The sequence below is a fragment of the Paenibacillus sp. MMS20-IR301 genome (assembly GCF_032302195.1).
Classification (GTDB): Bacteria; Bacillota; Bacilli; order Paenibacillales; family Paenibacillaceae; genus Paenibacillus_AQ.
Genome location: NZ_CP135275.1, coordinates 3,881,926 through 3,900,778 on the forward strand (window position 1 = coordinate 3,881,926; position 18,853 = coordinate 3,900,778).

Genomic DNA, 18,853 nt, shown 5'->3' on the forward strand with positions numbered 1-18,853 from the left:
CCTAAACTGCGGGTTGAGCTTCAATTGATCTTGGTAAGGTATACTAAGTAGAAACGGCTATACCGTCCTTTATGGAAGATATCCGTTTCAGTTTCAGCGAGGATAAAGCATAGCGTATACCCTATACTTTCATATTTTAAACATGCTATACGCACGATTACACGGAAACGTTCCAGGAGGAAAAACAATGTTCAATATTCTTGTAGTTGAGGACGACGCCAAGCTGCGGCAGCTGTTCTGCACGGTGCTGACCCGGAACGGATACCGGGCGGTGCCTGCCGGTGGCGGTGAAGAGGCGCTCGCGGTCCTGGATAAGGAATATATCGATCTCATTATCTGCGATATTATGATGCCCCGGATGGACGGCTACGAGCTGACCCAGACGCTTAGGGACAATAACCAGCAGCTGCCGATTCTGATGGTGACTGCGCGGGAGAATTTCGCTGACAAGCAGCGGGGCTTCCTCGTCGGCATCGACGATTATATGGTCAAGCCCATCAATGTAAACGAGATGATCCTGCGGGTCGGGGCGCTGCTGCGCCGGGCCAAAATCATCAGTGAGCGCAAGATCGAATGGGGCGGCACCGTGCTGGACTATGATGCGTTGACGGTCATTCAGAGACACGAGAGCATTCTTCTTCCGCAAAAAGAATTCTACCTGCTCTATAAAATGATCTCGTATCCCAATAAAATCTTCACCAAGCAGCAGCTGATGGATGAAATCTGGGGCATGGACTCCGAGTCTGACGAGCATACGGTGGTTGTCCATATTAACCGGCTGCGTGAGCGGTTTAAGGAAAGCACTGATTTCGAAATCGTTACCGTCCGCGGGCTGGGCTATAAGGCGGTGAAGCTGGGATGATATGCCTAAAAAAGAAAGCCAGGTTACAGGACGGTGGATCTGGGATAATGCGGCGCGGTAAAAATAGAGGTTTGTGGTGGCATTTTGTCTCCATTGTCTTTCTCATTATCCTGTCCTTCCTCTGTATCATGGCAGTTTGGGCTTATTTGTATTACAAGCTGGGCAATAATACCTGGGGGCGGGGGCATGGCAACCCCTTTCCGCCCTTTCTGACGATCATTCTGTTCAGTCTGGTCATCGGGACCGCCATCTCTATTATAGTTGGCCGCAAAATACTGGCTCCGATCACCGACTTCAGCAAGGCGGCCAAGGAAATTGCCAAGGGCAATTTCGATATCTATCTGGACGAATCGCACCCGGTCAACGAAATCAGCGAGGTGGCGCATCACTTCAACCTCATGGTCCAGGAGCTGCGCAGCATTGAGACACTGCGTAATGATTTCGTAGTCAATGTCTCCCACGAATTCAAGACGCCGATTGCCGCAATTGAGGGGTACGCAATGCTGCTCCAGGAAGAGAATCTGAGCAGGGCAGAGCATGACGAGTACACTGGAATGATCATTGAAAGCTCACGGCAGCTGTCCAATTTGTCCGGCAATATTCTCAAAATCTCCAAGCTCGAGAACCAGGAAATGCTCACCGAGCAGACCGAATACATGCTGGATGAACAGCTCCGCCAGGCACTGCTGCTGCTCGAACCGTTCTGGGGGCCGAAGCAGATCGGCCTGAACATTGACCTCGAGGAGCTGAGCTACTACGGCAATGAAGAGCTGATGATGCAGGTGTGGCTCAACGTGCTCGGCAATGCGGTCAAGTTCACGCCGGAGGGCGGTGAAATTTCGGTCTCGCTGAGCCGGGAGACGGACGGGTGGATATCGGCGGTGATCTCCGATACCGGGACCGGGATGGCGCCGGCCGTCCGCAAGCACATCTTCGAGAAATTCTACCAGGGCGATCCCGCCCGCTCCGCCGAAGGCAACGGCCTCGGCCTGCCGCTGGCCGCCCGCATCATCAGCTTGAGCAAGGGAACGATCGAGGTGCGCAGCGAGCCCGGGCAGGGCTCGAGCTTCACGATCAAGCTGCCTGTGGCGGGCGGGGAGTGATGGGGGCGGAGGCGCTGACCATTCCGCCTGGTTGCGGCGGAATTAGGGGCACTTGTGCCCCCATTGGGACCGTTCCGCCTGGTTGCGGCGGAATTAATGGGATTTTTCACCTTATTCCCAGCCTGTCTACTGTTTCTCGCCGGGATTAGTGCGATTTTTCACCTTATTCCCAGCTTTTTTGCTCTTTTCGCCGGGATTAGTGTGGTTTTTCACCTTATTCCCAGCTTTTTTGCTATTCTCACCGGGATTAATGGAATTTTCCCCTCTACATTCATCTTTGCCTACTTGCGGCGGGATTAAGGGGACGAATCCTCTTCGCTCACACCCTTTCGCCCACTTCAAGCGAAAAAAATATCACCAAAACTCTATATCCATAAAAGATGGTATGAGCTCATACCGGCAGATTCTTTTTCTGCCCTGCGTCAGTAAAGGCTTTAATTTATCTTTTTCACATAAGATACCAATATATTTCTTCACTGTATGCGGATCAACCCCAAGCTCATGCACCACATCAACCGGCCGCAAAAACCCGTTCATCCGGCCCGCAATCCGCAAAATGTCCCGTTCAATCCGCGTGAATTGGTGGCTTCCCTCGGATACATGTTTCAACAAACTAGGGGTTAATAAAGCTTTGAGCAAGGAGATTGTCAGTTCCGGCGCTGACTCCAGATCATCATAAGGAACCGAGATTACACGATACCCGGCGATCTGCAGATACGTCTCCCTGTTTAATTCCTGGCGGTATCTGGTTCTGTCCGTGTTCTGAACATGCGGGCCATAGCCTTTCACTTCGATGGCAAACTTCATCTGGCCCGGCTTCCACACAAAATCAACAAAATAAGGCCTTCCCCGCCAATCGGCCACCTCATACTCCGGATGAAGATCGTCCAGATGACCAAATATAGGCCACCATACCCGCTCCACAAACATCTGTTCACCGTGACGGTGCCCCCGCTCCAGCCGGTCCAGCCGTTCACCTGTCCTTTGTTTCTTATGATACTCCAGCCACTTCATGTACTCTTCCGAAAAACCCATCTGCCGTCCCCTCCTCAGCGCACAAAAAATCCCGCCCCTAATACGCAGGGACGGGATGTGCTTCATCCGTTTTCCAGATTATAGTACCGGAAGCTTGCCGGCGTCAATAACATCTATCTTCTGCTGAACAATACAAGCATGTTTGCCGGATCGTTTGACCTTCTACTTAATCCATCTACACACTATCCCTGTCCCGCAACCGCCCAATCACCGTGCAGCCCGGCTCATCTCCGCACACATCAGAATAAAAGCCCCGGCACCATGCAGATCATTCTCACTGGTAGGACGGGAGATATAGTAGTCATAGTCGGCAATTCCTGTTCCGATGCAGATATTGCCGATGACTACATGGCCGTTCTCATCAAAGGTCAAGGTATCAATTACCCCTTGATATCCTTTCCAGGCGGCATCCATATAGCTGGCATCCAGGTATCCCATACGCACCGCCTTGGCAATGGCCTGCACATATAACGCGGTACAGGAGGATTCCAGCCAGTTATCGGGACGTTCGCCCTTGTCGACAACCTGGTACCACAGGCCGCTCACGCTGTCCTGATACTTAGGTAATGCTACAAGCAGATCCTGCAAAATCTGCACCAGCTGCGGTTTATCCTTATGATCCTCAGGCAGATAGTCGAACATCTCCAGCAGCGCCACCGGATACCATCCGATTGCACGGCCCCAGAATTCCGGAGCACAGCCGGTTACCGGATCCGCCCACGGTGCCGCGCCGCTCTCATCCCAGCCGTGATAGAGCAGCCCGGTCTTGGAGTCCTTACAGTGCTGCGCCATCAGAATCGCCTGATACGCCAGCAGATCGAAATACTCAGGCTCCCCGAAGACGCTTCCGAATTGTACGGCAACCGGTCCGGCCATATACAGCCCGTCCAGCCACATTTGGTTCGGGTAGCGCTCCTTATGCCAGAAGCCTCCTACTCTGTTGGTCTTCCAAGATTTCAGGAGCGGAACCAGTGTATGCAGCGCCTTGTTATAACGCTCATCCCCTGTCTGCTCATAGAGATTATACAGAAGTATCCCCGGCTGAATATCATCCAGCTCATTCGAATTAAATTTCAGTATGCTGCCGTCCGGCTGCACCTGGCTGTCGACCCAGCGCTTGATATAGTCATAATATTTGCTCTCTCCGCTGAGCTTCCAGTATTTCTCCATTCCGGAGAGGAACACCCCCTGATGATAGTGAAACCGGTCAGGCGGAAGCGCGGCCGCACCGTATTTGAACATTAACGCATCACAGGCTTTCTTGGCCCATCCAAGCGGACTCAGCGGTTCAGCTGCTGCACCGGATGCTCCTGTTCCCTGTTCCATTTCAGAAGGTTTCATACAATTATACACTCCTTCGGCTTGTTGAATTCGCTTTCATTTTACCATAGGAAAATGTACATTTATTGTCATGATCCCTTCATTCTTCTTATATCTTGCGATTCCTAAGCAGCCGCTTATAATAAAGATTAAGCCTGATACTCGAAAGGAGCGATTCAGATGACCGCGCTTACTGAGATTACCTACGGCAATAATGCAGGCACACTCTCTGTGTCTCACCGCAAGGCGCTCAGCCATCATATGCCGGTGAACCACTTTCACAGTACATTTGAAATTTTTTATCTGATGGCGGGTAAGCGGAGCTTCTTCATCAAGGACAGGACTGTTATGATTCAGGAAGGAGATATCATCATTATCTCGCCCAATGTGCTGCACCGCACGACAAATGCGGAGATGCCTAAGCATGAACGGCTTATCATTAACATCCATGAACAGCATTTGGCTTCCAGCCATGAATCCTACAATGAACTTCTCCAGCCGCTGTCCGGACAGGAATTCATGCTCATCCGCTGCTCCTTGCAGGAACGGCTCAGTCTGGCGGACCTCGCCGGGCGGCTTCTGCGGGAGATTGAGGAACAGCGCCCGGGCTTCGAGCTGTTCACCGAGACGCTGGCCCTGCAGTTCCTGATTACCTGCTGCCGGCATATGAAAGAGCACCGGATTGAGCTGCCGCAATATCTCAGCCCGAGGCATGAGCAAATTTCGCAGATTGTCTCCTATATTAACAGCCATTACATGTATGAACTGTCACTGAATCTGCTGGCAGATAAATTCTACATCAGCCCCTATTATTTAAGCCGGTTCTTCAAAGAGGCAACCGGCTTCAGCTTCGTAGAATATGTAAACAGTGTCAGAATCAAGGAAGCCAAGCTGCTGCTGGAGCAGACCTCCCTGCAGGTCAGCCACATTGCCGCCAAGGTCGGATTCGGCAGTGTGACGCATTTCGGCAGAGTATTCAAGCTGGTAACCGGCCAGAAGCCGCTGTTCTACCGCTCCGGCACAAGCAGCTAAGTGTTCCAGCCGACGGAATCGGCTCAGCTCCCTTATCCTCCTCTTCCCCACTTCAACCTACCGAGGTCTGCGCCAACATCCGCTGCCCCTATTTCGACTGCGCCATAACCTGTCCTGCCAGCTCCAGGAGCTGCTCCTTGGTCCAATGTCCCCGGTTCTCACGGATAATATAATTGATCCGGGTCTTCGGGTTCATCCAGGCCACTGATTTATATTCCTGCTTTTCTTTCAAGGTGTAGATTACCTCTTGACTGCCCACTTTCAGCTTCTGTGACTGCGCGGTAACTTCCTCAGATGCTACTCCCTTATCCGCCGGTCCTGCAGGCTCGGCAGTGATGGTCAGGACTCCTGTTATTTCGTTAACCGGTACGGCCATTGTATAGATCAACTCAATCGAAACACGTTTCTCCTGCAGCTTTTTTACATATATTTTTTTGCCGGATGCCTTCCCTTCAGCAATCAACTGATTATACAATGCTTTCTGTTCGGTCCGGGACATAAACGGAGCAATCTTGGCGGTGAAAAAGTTGTAGCCCTCCGGGGTCTGCTGCAGCTTCAGTGGCATCGGACTTTTGCCTGCCGCGTACTTCTTCGTATATTCGTCGTATTTTTGGAACATCAGTAAATATGAATCGCTTGAAATGGTGCCGCCGATGGAGCTGGCCTGGAATTCCTTATCATTAATATATACATATCTGATTTCCCCTGGCTTATACTCTTCATCTAGCGCTTTCCGCTGCTGGTCTAAGAGCGGCTTGAATTTAGTAAGCAGTTGCTTCCTCTGTGCCAAAGCATCGTCCATGCTAGTCTGGGCTACATTATTGACCGATGCTGCAGGCAATAAGCCGGAAGGCTCAGCGGACGCGTTGCTTGCAGGCACTCCCCCCATACCCAGCAGTAATACCGCAGCAGCTATGGCTGCCGCTCTCTTTTTACTATAATTCACCTAAAATCACACCTTCCTGAATATGTTCCAGCCACCCGAATCGGCTCAGCCTTCTTAGTTCCCTGAATTCCCTTATCCTCTCTTGCCCGCTTCAATCTTCCGGGGACTCCGCTCACATCCGCCGCCCCTATTTCGACTGCTCCATGACCTGTCCCGCCAGCTCCAGGAGCTGCTCCTTATTCAGATGCCCGCCGTCGCGGATAATGTAATTGATACGGGTCTTGGAGTTCATCCAGGCCACTGACTTATAGTTCTGCTTTTCTTTAGCGGTGTAGATTACCTCTTGACTGCCCACTTTCAGCTTCTGTGACTGCGCGGTGACTTCCTCGGATGCGACCCCCTTATCCGTAGGCCCTGCAGGCTCGGCAGTGATGGACAGCATTCCTGTTTTTCCGTTAACCGGTACTGCCATTGTATAAACCAGCTCAATTGCAAGACGTTTCTCCTGCAGCTTTTTCACGTATATTTTTTTGCCGGATGCCTTCCCTTCTTTAATCACCTGATAATACAATGCTTTCTGTTCGGCCCAGGACATAAACGGAACAACTTTTCCGTAGGTGAAGTTGTATCCCTCCGGGAGCTGCTTCAGCTTCAGAGGCATCGCACTCTTGCCAGCCGCATACTTCTTCGCATATTCATCGTATCCATCGAACATAAGTGTATACGAATTACTTGTCATGGAGCCGCCGGTGAAACTGGACTGGTATTCTTTGTCATTTATATAGACATATCTGATTTCTCCCGGCTTGTACTCCTCACTTAGCGCTTCCTGCTGCTGGTCTAAGAGATCCTTGAATTTAATAGAGATCTCATCCTTTTGTGCTGCGGCAGCTTTCAGACTGGTCTGGGCTACATTATTGACAGATGCTGCAGGCAATAAGCCGGAAGGCTCAGCGGACGCGTTGCTTGCAGGCACTCCCCCTACACCCAGCAGTAATACCGCAGCAGCTATGGCTGCCGCTCTCTTTTTAATATAATTCACCTAAAATCACACCTTCCTGAATGGGTAAGAATATTATTCCATATACATATAACAACATGGAGCGGCCGGTTTGTGACATTGTTTTCCGAAAATTTCTGTCCAGCCTCTAAGCGGCCTTTTTAACAACATAAAAAGCAACTCATCCGCAGACAAGTTGCTTTCTAAATGACCATGATTTTTTCAAGATCTTACTGCGCTTAAGCCTACTCCAGCTCCACAGTCTGATTAAGTTTTAACTCCTCTGTATCCTGATTGGTCAGCCGTTTGAACATATACATGGCCTTCTCGGCCAGGTTGCCGCTCTTCCAGTATTCAGCCGCTTCGGCGTGCACCTGGATCAGAATGACATTCGGATCATCATAGCTGGTTTTCAGAAAAGCCTCGTAACCCGCATTCCAGAACTCTTTTTTCTTATTCAGATCATTAACGATTCTGGCTTTGCCGCGGATGGAAACATAGGATTTATCGGAATAAACTACGTTCACCCGCGGATCATGCAGGATTTCATCGAACTTGCTGGTATCTTTCTTGGTCAGGAACCACAGGTCTCCATCGAACTCGACCTCCTGCGTCTTCATGGGCCGGGATACCAAGCCTTCAGGCGAAAGGGTTGTGAACATCGCCATATCGATACCTTTGATCAGTTTTCTGACTGTTTCTACAGCTTCCTCATGATTGTGATGTAAAGTTGACATGCTTACCGCCTCTTTTCTTCCGGGTTATGGGAATAGGTTATCCAAACGCACAGCATTTATTAACCAGAAGCGGCCAAACCTTACCAGGTTCATGCAATTCCATAACCATGCTCCGCTAAAATCATCTTCAGCCCTGCTCCGGCCGGATCACCAGCTCGTGCACCGCTACTGCGCGGACAGAGGTAATATCAGCGATCAGCTCCTGCGCACTTTCGTTCCATCCGGCCATCGTTGTATTGCTGTTCACAACCGTTCCCCTGCGGATCGGCGAGGCATACAAATACATTCCCTGCTCCAGCAGCCGCGCTTCAAACCGCTTGAGGCCGATCTCCCAGACCGTGTTGTTGCAGAAGTTGTCATGAATCAGCTCCCCGTCAATGAAGGCGTATCCGATATCACCGGTATACTCAATCTGCAGTAAGGCTTCCTTCAGGCCGTCAAGCGACCCGGGAGCGAATTCCAGCACCGCCCGTTCGTCCTTGACCTTTGTCCAGGTGAAGCCAATTTCCTTCCCAGGTACAGACAGTTTATAGGTTGTGAAAATCTCTTCAGCACTGCACCCGGCCAGCTCCCCGCCGGATACCTTCCCGAGACCCTCTTCAAAGTCAGGGAATACGCTCAGCGTGACTTCCTCCTGCTCCGTTACTTCCAGCTTGATCTCCTCTCCCGCAACCAGCAGATTGGCATCCGTGAACAATACCCGCTGTCTGCCGCGGATTTCCGCTTTCCAGAATCCTAGACTCTGTTCACCGGTCATGGAGTAGATGACCATCCGTTTACCCGCTGCGGATAGCAGCCGTACTGTGGCGGGAGCCTGATTCTCCACCTCGATGAGAGTTAGATCCGCAAGCCGCCGCAGCCTGCCGCCAGTAACCTGAATGTCTGCCAGATCCTCCGACAGCAGCGCATAGCTGCCTTTCATGCCTTCCGGCGTGAAGAAGAAGTAATACAGCGTATCGTCTGCCTCAAGCTTCGTTATCAGCTGTGCGGTAGCGTATTTCAGCCGGATTCCGGCCAGATTGAAGTTAAACGGCAGGATAGCAAAGCTCTCACTCCCCAGCGTCAGCTCGCCCTCAGCCGGAATAGTAACCGTCTCGCCCGGCAGCTCAATACTGACGTTCATATGGCTCAAGTCATGATTCTCTACATGATCCTGGAAGTTATTCAGGAACAGAAATCCGGAATCTCCGTCAGAACGGACAGCGTAGCGCAGCTCGTCAACTTCATAAGGATCATTCTGTGAGGTGTCGCCCGGCAAAAAGGTCTTGGTCACAGCGAACTCCTGCTGGAATTCCGTGAAAAAATAATGCTGCAGCTTGGTCTGCCTGTAAGAGTCACGCACCTGCCCGAATTCCCCGAGGATCGCGTTAAAATCATACGAAAGCTTCGGCGTCGCCAAATCATTCGTGTACGGATTAATTTTACCGCGCGGATTGGTTCCCCCGTGGTACATATAATAGCCGAGCATGTTGCAGCCCTCTGCCGTCTTCATGACAGACATGGCAGGGACGCTTGTGTATGGAAACTCAAAGCGGTATTTATAGAACTGGACCATCCCCCCGCCCATCTCGCAGCAGGCATAAGGATAATCCTCCGGCTTATAGAACGGCTCGAAATTGTAGCTCGCCGGAATAGCGTCATTATGCTTATCACGGAAAATATACTCCGGTGTCGCCGGATGCTCCTTCACTCCGCCGACCCGGTCCTCTTCGTAGTAGATCCACGGCCAGTAGGCGTAACCTCCCCATAACGGAAGCATCTCCGGCACCGGTGTTGTTGCACCGCCCCAGCCGGTACAGGTATAGACCGGTGTATCGATTCCAGCCTCGATGGCCAGCTCCTTCAGCAGCAGCATATGCTCATTGCCGCCGCTTCCGCCGCCCAGCCACATATTGTTAATGCCCGTCGTATGCGCCCACTGGGCCGAGGAATGATTATGCTCATTCTCAATCTGTGTACCGATTACCGGCCCGCCGTCCCGGTACAGCAGCCCCTGTACCTGTGCCCCGATCTCCCGGAACAATCTCCGGACATAGGCCAGATAACCTTCGTCATTCGAGCGGACCTCAAACGGGCGGCCGAACAGCCAGTCCGGCAGGCCCCCGTTACGGATCTCCCCGTGGCAGAACGGGCCGATGCGGATCATCACATACAGGCCATGCCGGTCACACAGCCGGATGAACCTGCGGACATCCTTGTTCCCGGACCACTCAAATACGCCTTCCGCCTCTTCATGCAGATTCCAGAATAAATAGGTCGTGACAATGTTAATGCCGCCCATCTTCATCTTAATCAGCTCGTCTTCCCAGTACCGTTCATCATACCTGGAGAAGTGATACTCGCCGCAAATGCCGAAGAACGGCTCCCCGTTGCGTTCCATATAATAGTTCGTGAAGCTGAGCCGCTCACCGGCGGGATTCGTTCCGCCAAGCTTTATATGTCCGGAAAAGATATGCTTGCGTTCTCCGTCTAATGTGATCCGGTAGTTCTTCATTTCGTTCCCTCTCTCCTTAGCTTAGCTGCAATATGATGTATTCCTTCTCCAAAGGTCAGCTCCATGTGCCACGAGCAGGAGGAAGCTGCGGGAATCCTCTCCGCGGTTCCATTACCGGCGGCCCGTTCTAATGAATCATAGTAGCCGATCCCCGGCTCAAGTGCGCAGGTGACCCGGTCGTTGAACATGCCTTCATCCACCCAGACCCCGATGTACGGAACCTTGTCCGGCGGCACCGAGACAAGAAGATAACTCCCGCTTGCCTCACCGTACAGCCCGGAGCAGCCGGCCGGAACCCGGCCGGGATAATAATACTTCCGGCCATCCCCGGTAACGGCGGGCAGGATCAGCGAATGCTCATCCCAGCTGTACATTGTCCCGATCTCCAGCGTCCGCCCGGGGAAGACACATAACATATCCTCCACTCCGGCAGGAAGCAGAATCCGGGTCGGTTCCGTGACGGCGAACTGGGGATGCGGCACCCACAGGAACGGCAGCGGCTGATCACCGGTATTGCCGGCGCGGTAATCCAGTCTGATCCGGTCTTCCGCAGAGAAGCTGATCTCCCTTGTGAACCGGTACGGGAGCTGCGGGCTCTGCACTGAGCTAACCAGCCGATCCCCGGCAATCCTGCAGTCCCAGGGCAGCGGCCACAGCTCGCCATGATCCGGCAGGCTCACCTCCGGTGTTCCCTGTAACCGGCAGCTGTTCACGGTCGGGAAGCATTCATCCCAGCCGCTCATATCCCCGTCCCCGAAGGCCGTACCCTTCTCCGGCACCCGCAGCGGACGGCTGCCGGAGTCCAGCAGCCACTCTTTGCCTGCAGGCTTATACAGAAGCGAGACCAGCTTACCGCCGATCTCCGGTACAGTCTCCAGGCGGATCAGCCTGTTCTCCATCACCCTTGAACTGAAGCCCTTGTAGGTTCCGCGTGTGATGCTAACGGTATCGTCATCCTTCACTGCACCATGCCGAGTGTATTCCTCCTCAAGCATCATCACTCCCCGCTTGTATTATCTTTAATGTACTCCGGGAGGTGGCGGCTGCCAATTGACAATACGCTCAATATAATGGATTATATTCTGATTATTACTATGTATTTATTGCATGCAAATAAATCACGCCCCTTGATGATGCGTGATTCATCTGCTATATGATTAGCTCTCCCACATATGAATCATGGAGTATTCACGGGTTACACATTTCAATTCCCGAATGCTCCGGCCAAGCGGCTGTATTCCTCTGCAGTGATTGGCAGAACACCGCCATGCCGTTTCCGGGTAGCCCCCAGATCAAATGACTCCTCCGGCACCACCCGGAACTCCCCTCCGGCAAGATCAGTGGCCAGCAGCGGCAGGTACCCCTTGTGCTCCGCGAAGCGGTCGACAATCAGGCACCACTCCTCGCGGCCGTTAAGCTTGTAAATTTGCGGCCCTTCTACACCCGGCAGCGCCTCCAGTGCCGGAGCACTCAGCGGGGTGAAGGCCTCCTTGTCCAGCGAGCTGCCTTGCTCCACCCGGATATTCTTGGTCGTCTCATCTTTGGAGTAACGGTAATAGATGCCGTTATGCTGGATAATCGTTGTATCGATAATATGATTATCGCGTTCAATATACTTCTCTGTAGCCGTGAAGCTGCGGAAATCAGCCGTCCGGGCGCTATATATTTTATGTTTCCGCTCCGTCTCATGCGGCTCCTGCGTTGCCGAGGCCCAGAATACCAGAAACTCATTAGCCGCTTCATCGAAAATAGCCTCCGGCGCCCAGACGCACCCGGCATCCGGGATGCCCAGGGTAACTGGCCACGGCTTAGACCAGTCCACAAGATCGGAAGATTCCCAGACGATAATATCCCGGCTTCCCGCTTCAACTGCAGCCGCCCAGCCCTTTCCGCTGGCAATGCGCAAATCAGTGGCAATCAGGTAGAAGTTGTCCCCTTGAGGCGAGCGCACGATAAACGGGTCTCTTACCCCCTGCTCACCAAGACCTGATCTCAGCACCGGCAGCCCGCCGTTCAGATCCTTCCAGTGCAGCCCGTCCTCACTCAAGGCGAAATATACCTGCTCCCCGTCAGGCTCCTCCCCGGTAAAATGCACGAGAAGATAACCTGAATAACTGCTGTGATTCACTGACATAGTGATCCCTCCATCGTCTAATCAGAATATAAAGCCTATGTATACAGTACTGCAGCTCTAAGCGCCTGACGGCGCCGTGCTGCTTACTGCTGTTTGGCTGCCAGGAACTCAGCCGCCTGCTGCTCAACCTCGGCCTTCACCCTGTCGATACCGGCGGCCTTCAGCTTTTTGTCCAGAATATCAAAGGCTTCATCGACGTTATTGACCGCACCGATAAAGATCGGCTGGGCGTATTGGGTGGATACGTTCTTAATATTTGCTACCTCTGTCTTGATATTCTCCGAATTAAAGGTGAAGCCCAGATAAGGCACCGGCACCAGATAATCCTTAATCTTGCCCTGAAGCCCGATATAGCTGTCTGTCCAGGTAGCCATGGGCTTGAACAGATCCTTATTGACGAACCAGAAGCCCGCAGCATCCGGCGGATACGTATTGGAATCATTCGTCACGCCTTCCGGCAGCCCAAGCCTGTCATCACTAGTAATGGCGTAATTGACGCCTTCAATCCCGAAGTAGGCCAGGGTAACATAAGCCGGATCTTCCATCAGCAGATCAAGCGCTTCAAGCGTACGTTCCGGGTTCTTCGAATTCGCGGCTACAGCAACCCCGTTATTGATCCAGCTGGTCTGGGCAGTGCGGCCTGAAGGATACAGCATCGGCTTCAGGTATACTTCAATCCCCTTCTCCTTAGCACTGGTCAAGACAGAAGCCACGTCGGTTGTATTACCGAAGGCAACACCTGTTTTCCCGTTGATGAAATTATCCTTGGAGCGTACCTTGTTGGCATAGGGATTCTTGTTGATATACCCTTTATCATACCAGTCCTTCATGATGCCTGCAGCATACTTCTGCGCACTCAGATAAGGCTCTTCCATCATGCTTACAATCTTGCCGGAAGGATCGTCATTATCGAAGGTAATGCCCTCCGACAGCGGGTCACCTGAATCCACAGGCGCACCGGGCCAGCCCAGCTTCTCGGCAAGCAGATAATGGTACGGGGTCGGCAGATCATACTGGGATTCCAGATTCAGCGGAATCATATCCGGATAGCTCCTCTTCACTTCAGCCAGATAAGGCTCAATTTGGGACATCTCCGTGATGTCTGTCATTCCGGCCTGCTTCATAATGTCCTTGCGGAACATCGCCACATTCACTTTGCGGTCCGGTGTCGACGTTGGAACCATGAATACCTTCCCATTCACTTTAGCCGCTTCAAGGGCTGCCGCCGGCAGCCTGGCCATATGAGCAGGCATATAGGTGTTCAACATCTCCCCGCTCAGATTCAGAAATGCCCCCTTGGAGGCTTCGGATACGTAGTAGTTCCAGTCTGCAGCGAACACAAAGTCCACATCCTCGCCGGAGACCAGGAGCAGCGGATATCTGGAGGCTACATCCCCCCAGCCGATATAGTTAATTTCGAGCGTGGCGTTAATATCCCGCTTCAGCTTCTCATTAATTGCAGCCAGCACCTCAGGCATTCCTTTGGGGGCGCTTCCAAGCAGATAGCCGACGATCTTCACTTCTTTGGAATGGTCAGGGCTGCTGCCGTCCCTGGCGGAGGTTGCTGCCGGACCGTCCGCTGCCGGGTTGCTGTTATCTACCGGATTTCCGTAGCAGGCGGACAGGGACAGCATAGCTGCCAGCAGCAGCGGGAGTGAGAGCATCCGTATCGTTTGGAGACGTTTCATCAGGTAACCTCCCTTGAGCTATCAATCAATATGATTTGAACTTAAAGCTGTATCTTCACTGCGGTGAACATTTGGACTTCCGGCCGCTGCCTGCCCCATTCCTTCATTGTACAACGAAGCAGATTTCGCCTGCAGAAGCAAAACCTATGATTATCTTTGAATTTCTACGCTCTCCTCCTGAAAGGGGAGACTCAGTGTCACCCGTGTCCCCCGGCCCGGTGAGCTGTCGAAGGACAGGCCGTACTTGGAACCGTAGGCAATCTGCAGCCGCTCCTTAATATTACGCACACCGTACCCGCCGCCCTTGGTGGTGAAATGCTGCTCCGTGAACAGGCTGGCGAGCTGCTCCGCTGTCATGCCTACCCCGTCATCAGCAATTTCGATCCGCAGGTCCCCGGCATCGGTCCAGGCGCTGACAGAGATGGTGCCTTCCTCATCCTCCTTCTCGCGGATTCCGTGCAGTACGGCATTCTCCACCACCGGCTGCAGCAGAATTTTGGGAATGATACAGCCTTGCAGCCTCTGCGGCACTTCAATCTGCAGACGGATTCCATTGCCGAACCGCATATTCTGAATACCGGCATAAGCCTCGATATGCTTCAGCTCACTGCCCAGGGTTACATATTCCTTCCCGTTAGACAGGCTAAGCTTATAGAATACTGACAGCTCCTCCACAACCTTGGAGATTCCGGCAGCTCCCGATTCAATGGCCATGACATTGATCAGATCGAGCGTATTGTACAGGAAATGGGGATTGATCTGGGCCTGCAGCGCCTGCAGCTCCTTGTTCTTGACCTCCCGGCCCAGCAGGAAGGTCTCGTCCATCAGATGCGAAATATTACCGGCCATCTGATTGAAGTTGCGGGTGAGCTCGCCGATCTCATCACCGCTTACAGGAAGGTCCGCTGACGGAAACCTGCCGTTCTTCATCATCCGGATCTGGGACAGCAGCTGCAGAATCCGTTTGGTAGCCTGGCTTGTCACCAGATATGACAAGGGCAGCATTAAGGGAATAATCAGCAGGAAGATCATGATCGTACGGGTCTGCGCCTTATTGCTGGAAGCCAGAATGTCGGAATAGGGCACGAACATGGCTACAGTCATATTCGTTTTGGGAATGTCCTGAATCCCCAGCAGATAACGCTGGCCGTTCACCTGATAATTATCATTCCAGTGATTGGTTGTCTCCACATCCCTGAATGCCGTGACAATCTGCACTGCCTCCCCGGCCGCGAGCGGGAACTGGCTGGAGGAGACCAGCAGCTCCCCTTGTTCGTTAAAGAGCATCGAGAAGGTATTCCGGGTGAGTACCGCATGATCCAGCACACTCTGGATTCCGCTTTGCTTCACCCGGGCGCGCACCATGCCGTCGAACTGCTGGATATTGCGGGAATTCGGGATTTTGCGCAGCACACTCACCTCCCTGGAGTCCCCTCCGCCGTCAAGTGTGGATGAGGCCAGCCATGTAAAGACCGGCCGGGATGCTGCAAACTGCTTGAACCACTGCTCTTCCTCCACTTTTTCCATATTTACAAAATCCGGATTCTCCGTAGCCCCGGCCAGCCCCCGCTTCATATACAGCTGCATTGCGGCAATATCCTCGTTATACCGGAACTGGTTAACCAGCGCAGACAGCTGCAGCGCATCCATATGCCACAGGTTAATGTCCTGGTAGGGCGCCGGGTCCGCCTGCACGTTTTCTTTGACCAGATTGTTGAGCGCCACGAAATTCAGCGCTTCCATGATCGCCTGACATTTATAACGTAAATAGGAGTTGGTTTCATCCAGCATTTTATGAGCCATATAAACCCCGTTCTTCTGGTTGTCCTCCCGGATGGTGTATACATTAATGAATAACAGCAGCAGGAACGGAATCATAATGACCAGCACGTAGGAGGCAAGCAGCTTGTAGCGGATACTGAGATTCTTGAAAGCGGTGAAACCTCTCATACGATCAACCTTTCCGGCGGAATACTTGATCTTCTTGCTCTGACAGAACGACAGCCGCCCATGTCCCCCGTTACCGGATCTGGCGGCTGCTCCATATAATCAAACCTGCTTCTCCCTGAATTCGGTGGGTGTCATTCCGGAGTACCGTTTGAAGAAGGTCGTGAAATAGTTCGCATCGGCAAAACCGAGCCGGGACGCCACCTCGAACAGCTTCATCTCCTGATCGCGCAGCAGCTCCTTCGCACAGCTCAGCCGGGTGTCGGTAATGAACTCCTTGATGGTCTGCCCGCGCTGCTTCTTGAAGTAGGAGCATAAATAGGTCTCACTCAGCTTCACATGCTCTGCGATGGCGTGAATCCCGAAGCCCTTTTCGTGAAAATGAGCATGGGTGAACCGGAGGATGTCCCGGATTTTGGCAGTGCCGCCCTCGCTTAAGTCCGTAGTGGTCTCAAGCGAATCCACTGCGGACAGCAGATAATCCTCCAGCAAATCAAGCCGGTGGATGCGGTCAAGCTCCTTCCAGATGTAGCGCCGCTCCACATTCAGCGGATGCTCGGCAAAGCCTAACTGGACAGCCGTTCCCATCACGGCCATCAGCATCTGGAAGTACGTATCCTTCACCCGGACCAGGTCCAGGTCATTCGCTGCTCTGGCCCGGGAAGTCCAGCTGCGGATCAGCACCCTGACGGACTCATGCTCCCCTCTGCGCAGGCCGTCACGGATGCTCTGCACAACATTCCAGTCCGTATCCAGCACTCCGCCCGGCGTGACGGAACCGGCGAACACAGGTGCCTTGCCGTTCGTATAGAACTGCGAATTCACCGCCAGAACCGCTTCCCGGTAGACCCGCGGAATGTCTTCAGGCCCACCGGCAGTTCCGCCTATTCCCAGCTGCAGCCGGATTGCCGGTCCGGCTGCGGCTCTCAGCTCAGCCTGCAGCGCTTCGATTACCTCCCGGCCTTCCTTATAGGATGGGCCGTAGCTTCCGTGAAACAGAAGCACGAGATGGTGGGTGGCATCAAAGCCGCTGAGAATCCCCAGCGAACGGAAGAAGGGCTGCCGGCTCAGCTCAAGCAGCATATACTCCTGCACCAGCGCCGGATTCTCCGGGTGATCCGGCGGCGTCCAGATCAGAGAGGCTGCCGCAACGGTGTAAGGTCCTGCAGGCGGAAGCAGGAAGGTCTCCCGGTGCTGCATGGCAGTCAGCGTATGCCCGGAGGAGGGATCCGTAATCAGCCTGCGGACCAGTTCCTGCCTGAGCACAAGCAGGCTCCGGTCCGGGTCTGCCTGCAGCAGCCCGTGGGACCGGATTTGCTCCAGCTCCTCGCTCCGCTGCTGCACGGCCTCCGCCACCGTCCGCCGCACCTCCTCCAGATTGATCGGCTTCTCAATATAGGATAACGCTTTCAAATGAATCGCTGATTTCAGGTACTCCTTGTCGGAGAATGCGCTCAAAAATATAATTTTGCATAAAGGATCTTCCCGGCGGTAGGCCTGCGCGAACTCGATTCCGTTCATCTTGGGCATGCGTACATCACATAAAATAACATCAGGCCGCTGCACTTTGGCTGCATCCATGGCAAGCTGGCCGTTCTTCGCTGTCTCCACCCCGGAAATCCCGATTTCCTCCCACGGTACATAATGCCGCAGCAGATTCCGGGTCCGGCTCTCATCTTCCACAATCAGCAGCTTCATCGCTAGATACCTCCATATGCTGACATAACCCTTGAACTTTAAGGGGTATCACCACTAGAGTAGTAGATCCTGCCGGAAGAGTAAATAGTATAAAGTTTGGATTATCTTCGATTTCTTCAGGTGAACCGGAGGAACCGGCAGCAAAAAAGACAACCCATCCGCAGATAAGCTGCCTCCCTGTAAATACTCCGAACCCCTGAACCCTGATTTAACATCTTACATGCTTACGTTTAAAGCCGATCTGGCCTTTGGCGACGGCCTTCTGAATGTTCTCGTATGCGTTAATGAATTTGCTCTTGGGCTTGTCCTTCCCTACCTCGACCGGCCCGACCCCACGCGCGGTTTCCAGGGCAGCTTCATGCAGCGGGACATAACTGACAGCCACAGTATACAGGAAGGTATTCATTGCATAGCGGGTCCGTTCCGGTGCACTGTGAATACCCTCGCGGACCTGCTTCAGCATACCGGCGATTTTATCTTCCGCGAATGCGTGATCCGGCCGGTTGCCCAGCAGCCAGCAGTAACAGCTCCAGCCTGCCGACATCCTCAGCTCCTCCCCGCCCGCAATCCATTTGTCCGCCACCTGCTGGGCAATATCCGCCTCCGCCAGCGTTACCGCCACTACGAAGTCGGACAGCATATAGAAATAAGCCGCATCCATCCACCGGTCATAATCCGCCTCAGTCATGGCATTCGGATCGGCAATGATGCCAGCGAAATACATCGCATCATAATTCCCCGTGGCATACAGCTCTTCGGCCAGCGGCTGATTAATTCCGGTCTTCTTGAAAATCGGTTTCATAGCTCCGGTAGCTGCACCGAACAGCGGCTCCTGTGCGCCGTTTGAGATATACATCTTCCTGGTACGTTCCTTGCCGAGCGCTTCAAGCTCCTGCATGACCATTTCTGCATTCATT

At 53.0% G+C, this 18,853-nt stretch carries 15 protein-coding genes; 3 read left to right on the forward strand and 12 right to left on the reverse strand.

Features of this window, described 5'->3' with window-relative positions:
- The first annotated feature begins 187 nt into the window (after positions 1-187).
- The gene (locus LOS79_RS16745; RefSeq protein ID WP_315411082.1) at positions 188-862 is read left to right on the forward strand and encodes a response regulator transcription factor; all 675 of its coding nucleotides are present in this window, start codon (positions 188-190) and stop codon (positions 860-862) included.
- Between the two features lie 128 nt (positions 863-990).
- A complete protein-coding gene (locus tag LOS79_RS16750) occupies positions 991-1,965 on the forward strand; it encodes a HAMP domain-containing sensor histidine kinase (protein WP_315411083.1) in 975 nt (324 codons plus the stop codon).
- A 354-nt stretch (positions 1,966-2,319) separates the two neighbouring features.
- Here the strand turns inward: LOS79_RS16750 and LOS79_RS16755 are convergent, their stop codons facing one another.
- Both LOS79_RS16755 and LOS79_RS16760 read right to left on the reverse strand, forming a co-directional pair.
- Entirely contained in the window at positions 2,320-3,000 is a 681-nt protein-coding gene (locus LOS79_RS16755) for a hypothetical protein (protein WP_315411084.1), read from the reverse strand.
- 207 nt (positions 3,001-3,207) lie between these two features.
- Positions 3,208-4,326, reverse strand: a complete 1,119-nt coding sequence (locus LOS79_RS16760; protein WP_397386798.1) for a glycoside hydrolase family 88/105 protein — start codon at positions 4,324-4,326, stop codon at positions 3,208-3,210.
- Between the two features lie 174 nt (positions 4,327-4,500).
- Here LOS79_RS16760 and LOS79_RS16765 point away from each other — a divergent pair, with 174 nt between their 5' ends.
- Complete coding sequence (locus LOS79_RS16765) at positions 4,501-5,352, forward strand: AraC family transcriptional regulator (protein ID WP_315411086.1); 852 nt, start codon at positions 4,501-4,503, stop codon at positions 5,350-5,352.
- Positions 5,353-5,440: 88 nt separating this feature from the next.
- Here the strand turns inward: LOS79_RS16765 and LOS79_RS16770 are convergent, their stop codons facing one another.
- From LOS79_RS16770 to LOS79_RS16815, 10 genes are all read right to left on the reverse strand, one after another.
- On the reverse strand, positions 5,441-6,298 hold the full coding sequence (locus tag LOS79_RS16770) for a hypothetical protein (protein ID WP_315411088.1): 858 nt from the start codon (positions 6,296-6,298) through the stop codon (positions 5,441-5,443).
- A 127-nt stretch (positions 6,299-6,425) separates the two neighbouring features.
- The gene (locus LOS79_RS16775) at positions 6,426-7,280 is read right to left on the reverse strand and encodes a hypothetical protein (RefSeq protein WP_315411090.1); all 855 of its coding nucleotides are present in this window, start codon (positions 7,278-7,280) and stop codon (positions 6,426-6,428) included.
- Positions 7,281-7,483: 203 nt separating this feature from the next.
- Positions 7,484-7,975 carry a pyridoxamine 5'-phosphate oxidase family protein gene (locus LOS79_RS16780; protein ID WP_315411092.1) on the reverse strand — a complete coding sequence of 164 codons (492 nt, stop codon included), beginning with the start codon at positions 7,973-7,975 and terminating at the stop codon, positions 7,484-7,486.
- Positions 7,976-8,102: 127 nt separating this feature from the next.
- Positions 8,103-10,469, reverse strand: coding sequence for a beta-galactosidase (locus LOS79_RS16785; RefSeq protein WP_315411094.1), 2,367 nt, complete (start codon positions 10,467-10,469; stop codon positions 8,103-8,105).
- A complete protein-coding gene (locus tag LOS79_RS16790) occupies positions 10,466-11,431 on the reverse strand; it encodes an aldose epimerase family protein (protein ID WP_315411096.1) in 966 nt (321 codons plus the stop codon). The genes LOS79_RS16785 and LOS79_RS16790 overlap by 4 nt, the downstream gene beginning before the upstream one ends.
- Positions 11,432-11,673: 242 nt before the next feature.
- Positions 11,674-12,603 (reverse strand): glycoside hydrolase family 43 protein, encoded by a 930-nt coding sequence (locus LOS79_RS16795; RefSeq protein ID WP_315411097.1) that lies wholly within the window; start codon positions 12,601-12,603, stop codon positions 11,674-11,676.
- Positions 12,604-12,686: 83 nt separating this feature from the next.
- Complete coding sequence (locus LOS79_RS16800) at positions 12,687-14,291, reverse strand: ABC transporter substrate-binding protein (RefSeq protein ID WP_315411099.1); 1,605 nt, start codon at positions 14,289-14,291, stop codon at positions 12,687-12,689.
- A 150-nt stretch (positions 14,292-14,441) separates the two neighbouring features.
- Positions 14,442-16,241, reverse strand: coding sequence for a cache domain-containing sensor histidine kinase (locus LOS79_RS16805; RefSeq protein ID WP_315411101.1), 1,800 nt, complete (start codon positions 16,239-16,241; stop codon positions 14,442-14,444).
- A gap of 99 nt (positions 16,242-16,340) precedes the next feature.
- Positions 16,341-17,936, reverse strand: coding sequence for a response regulator (locus LOS79_RS16810; protein ID WP_315411103.1), 1,596 nt, complete (start codon positions 17,934-17,936; stop codon positions 16,341-16,343).
- Between the two features lie 208 nt (positions 17,937-18,144).
- Positions 18,145-18,852, reverse strand: coding sequence for a DNA alkylation repair protein (locus LOS79_RS16815; protein WP_315411104.1), 708 nt, complete (start codon positions 18,850-18,852; stop codon positions 18,145-18,147).
- Position 18,853 lies beyond the last annotated feature (1 nt).

What these genes read in the sequence shown, in the direction of transcription:
- LOS79_RS16750 (WP_315411083.1), top strand. Translation starts at nt 991, where the DNA reads ATGGCAGTTTGGGCTTATTTGTATTACAAGCTGGGCAATAATACCTGG.
- LOS79_RS16760 (WP_397386798.1), bottom strand. Translation starts at nt 4,326, where the DNA reads ATGGAACAGGGAACAGGAGCATCCGGTGCAGCAGCTGAACCGCTGAGT.
- LOS79_RS16780 (WP_315411092.1), bottom strand. Translation starts at nt 7,975, where the DNA reads ATGTCAACTTTACATCACAATCATGAGGAAGCTGTAGAAACAGTCAGA.
- LOS79_RS16755 (WP_315411084.1), bottom strand. Translation starts at nt 3,000, where the DNA reads ATGGGTTTTTCGGAAGAGTACATGAAGTGGCTGGAGTATCATAAGAAA.
- LOS79_RS16785 (WP_315411094.1), bottom strand. Translation starts at nt 10,469, where the DNA reads ATGAAGAACTACCGGATCACATTAGACGGAGAACGCAAGCATATCTTT.
- LOS79_RS16815 (WP_315411104.1), bottom strand. Translation starts at nt 18,852, where the DNA reads ATGAATGCAGAAATGGTCATGCAGGAGCTTGAAGCGCTCGGCAAGGAA.
- LOS79_RS16765 (WP_315411086.1), top strand. Translation starts at nt 4,501, where the DNA reads ATGACCGCGCTTACTGAGATTACCTACGGCAATAATGCAGGCACACTC.
- LOS79_RS16810 (WP_315411103.1), bottom strand. Translation starts at nt 17,936, where the DNA reads ATGAAGCTGCTGATTGTGGAAGATGAGAGCCGGACCCGGAATCTGCTG.
- LOS79_RS16800 (WP_315411099.1), bottom strand. Translation starts at nt 14,291, where the DNA reads ATGAAACGTCTCCAAACGATACGGATGCTCTCACTCCCGCTGCTGCTG.
- LOS79_RS16745 (WP_315411082.1), top strand. Translation starts at nt 188, where the DNA reads ATGTTCAATATTCTTGTAGTTGAGGACGACGCCAAGCTGCGGCAGCTG.
- LOS79_RS16805 (WP_315411101.1), bottom strand. Translation starts at nt 16,241, where the DNA reads ATGAGAGGTTTCACCGCTTTCAAGAATCTCAGTATCCGCTACAAGCTG.
- LOS79_RS16795 (WP_315411097.1), bottom strand. Translation starts at nt 12,603, where the DNA reads ATGTCAGTGAATCACAGCAGTTATTCAGGTTATCTTCTCGTGCATTTT.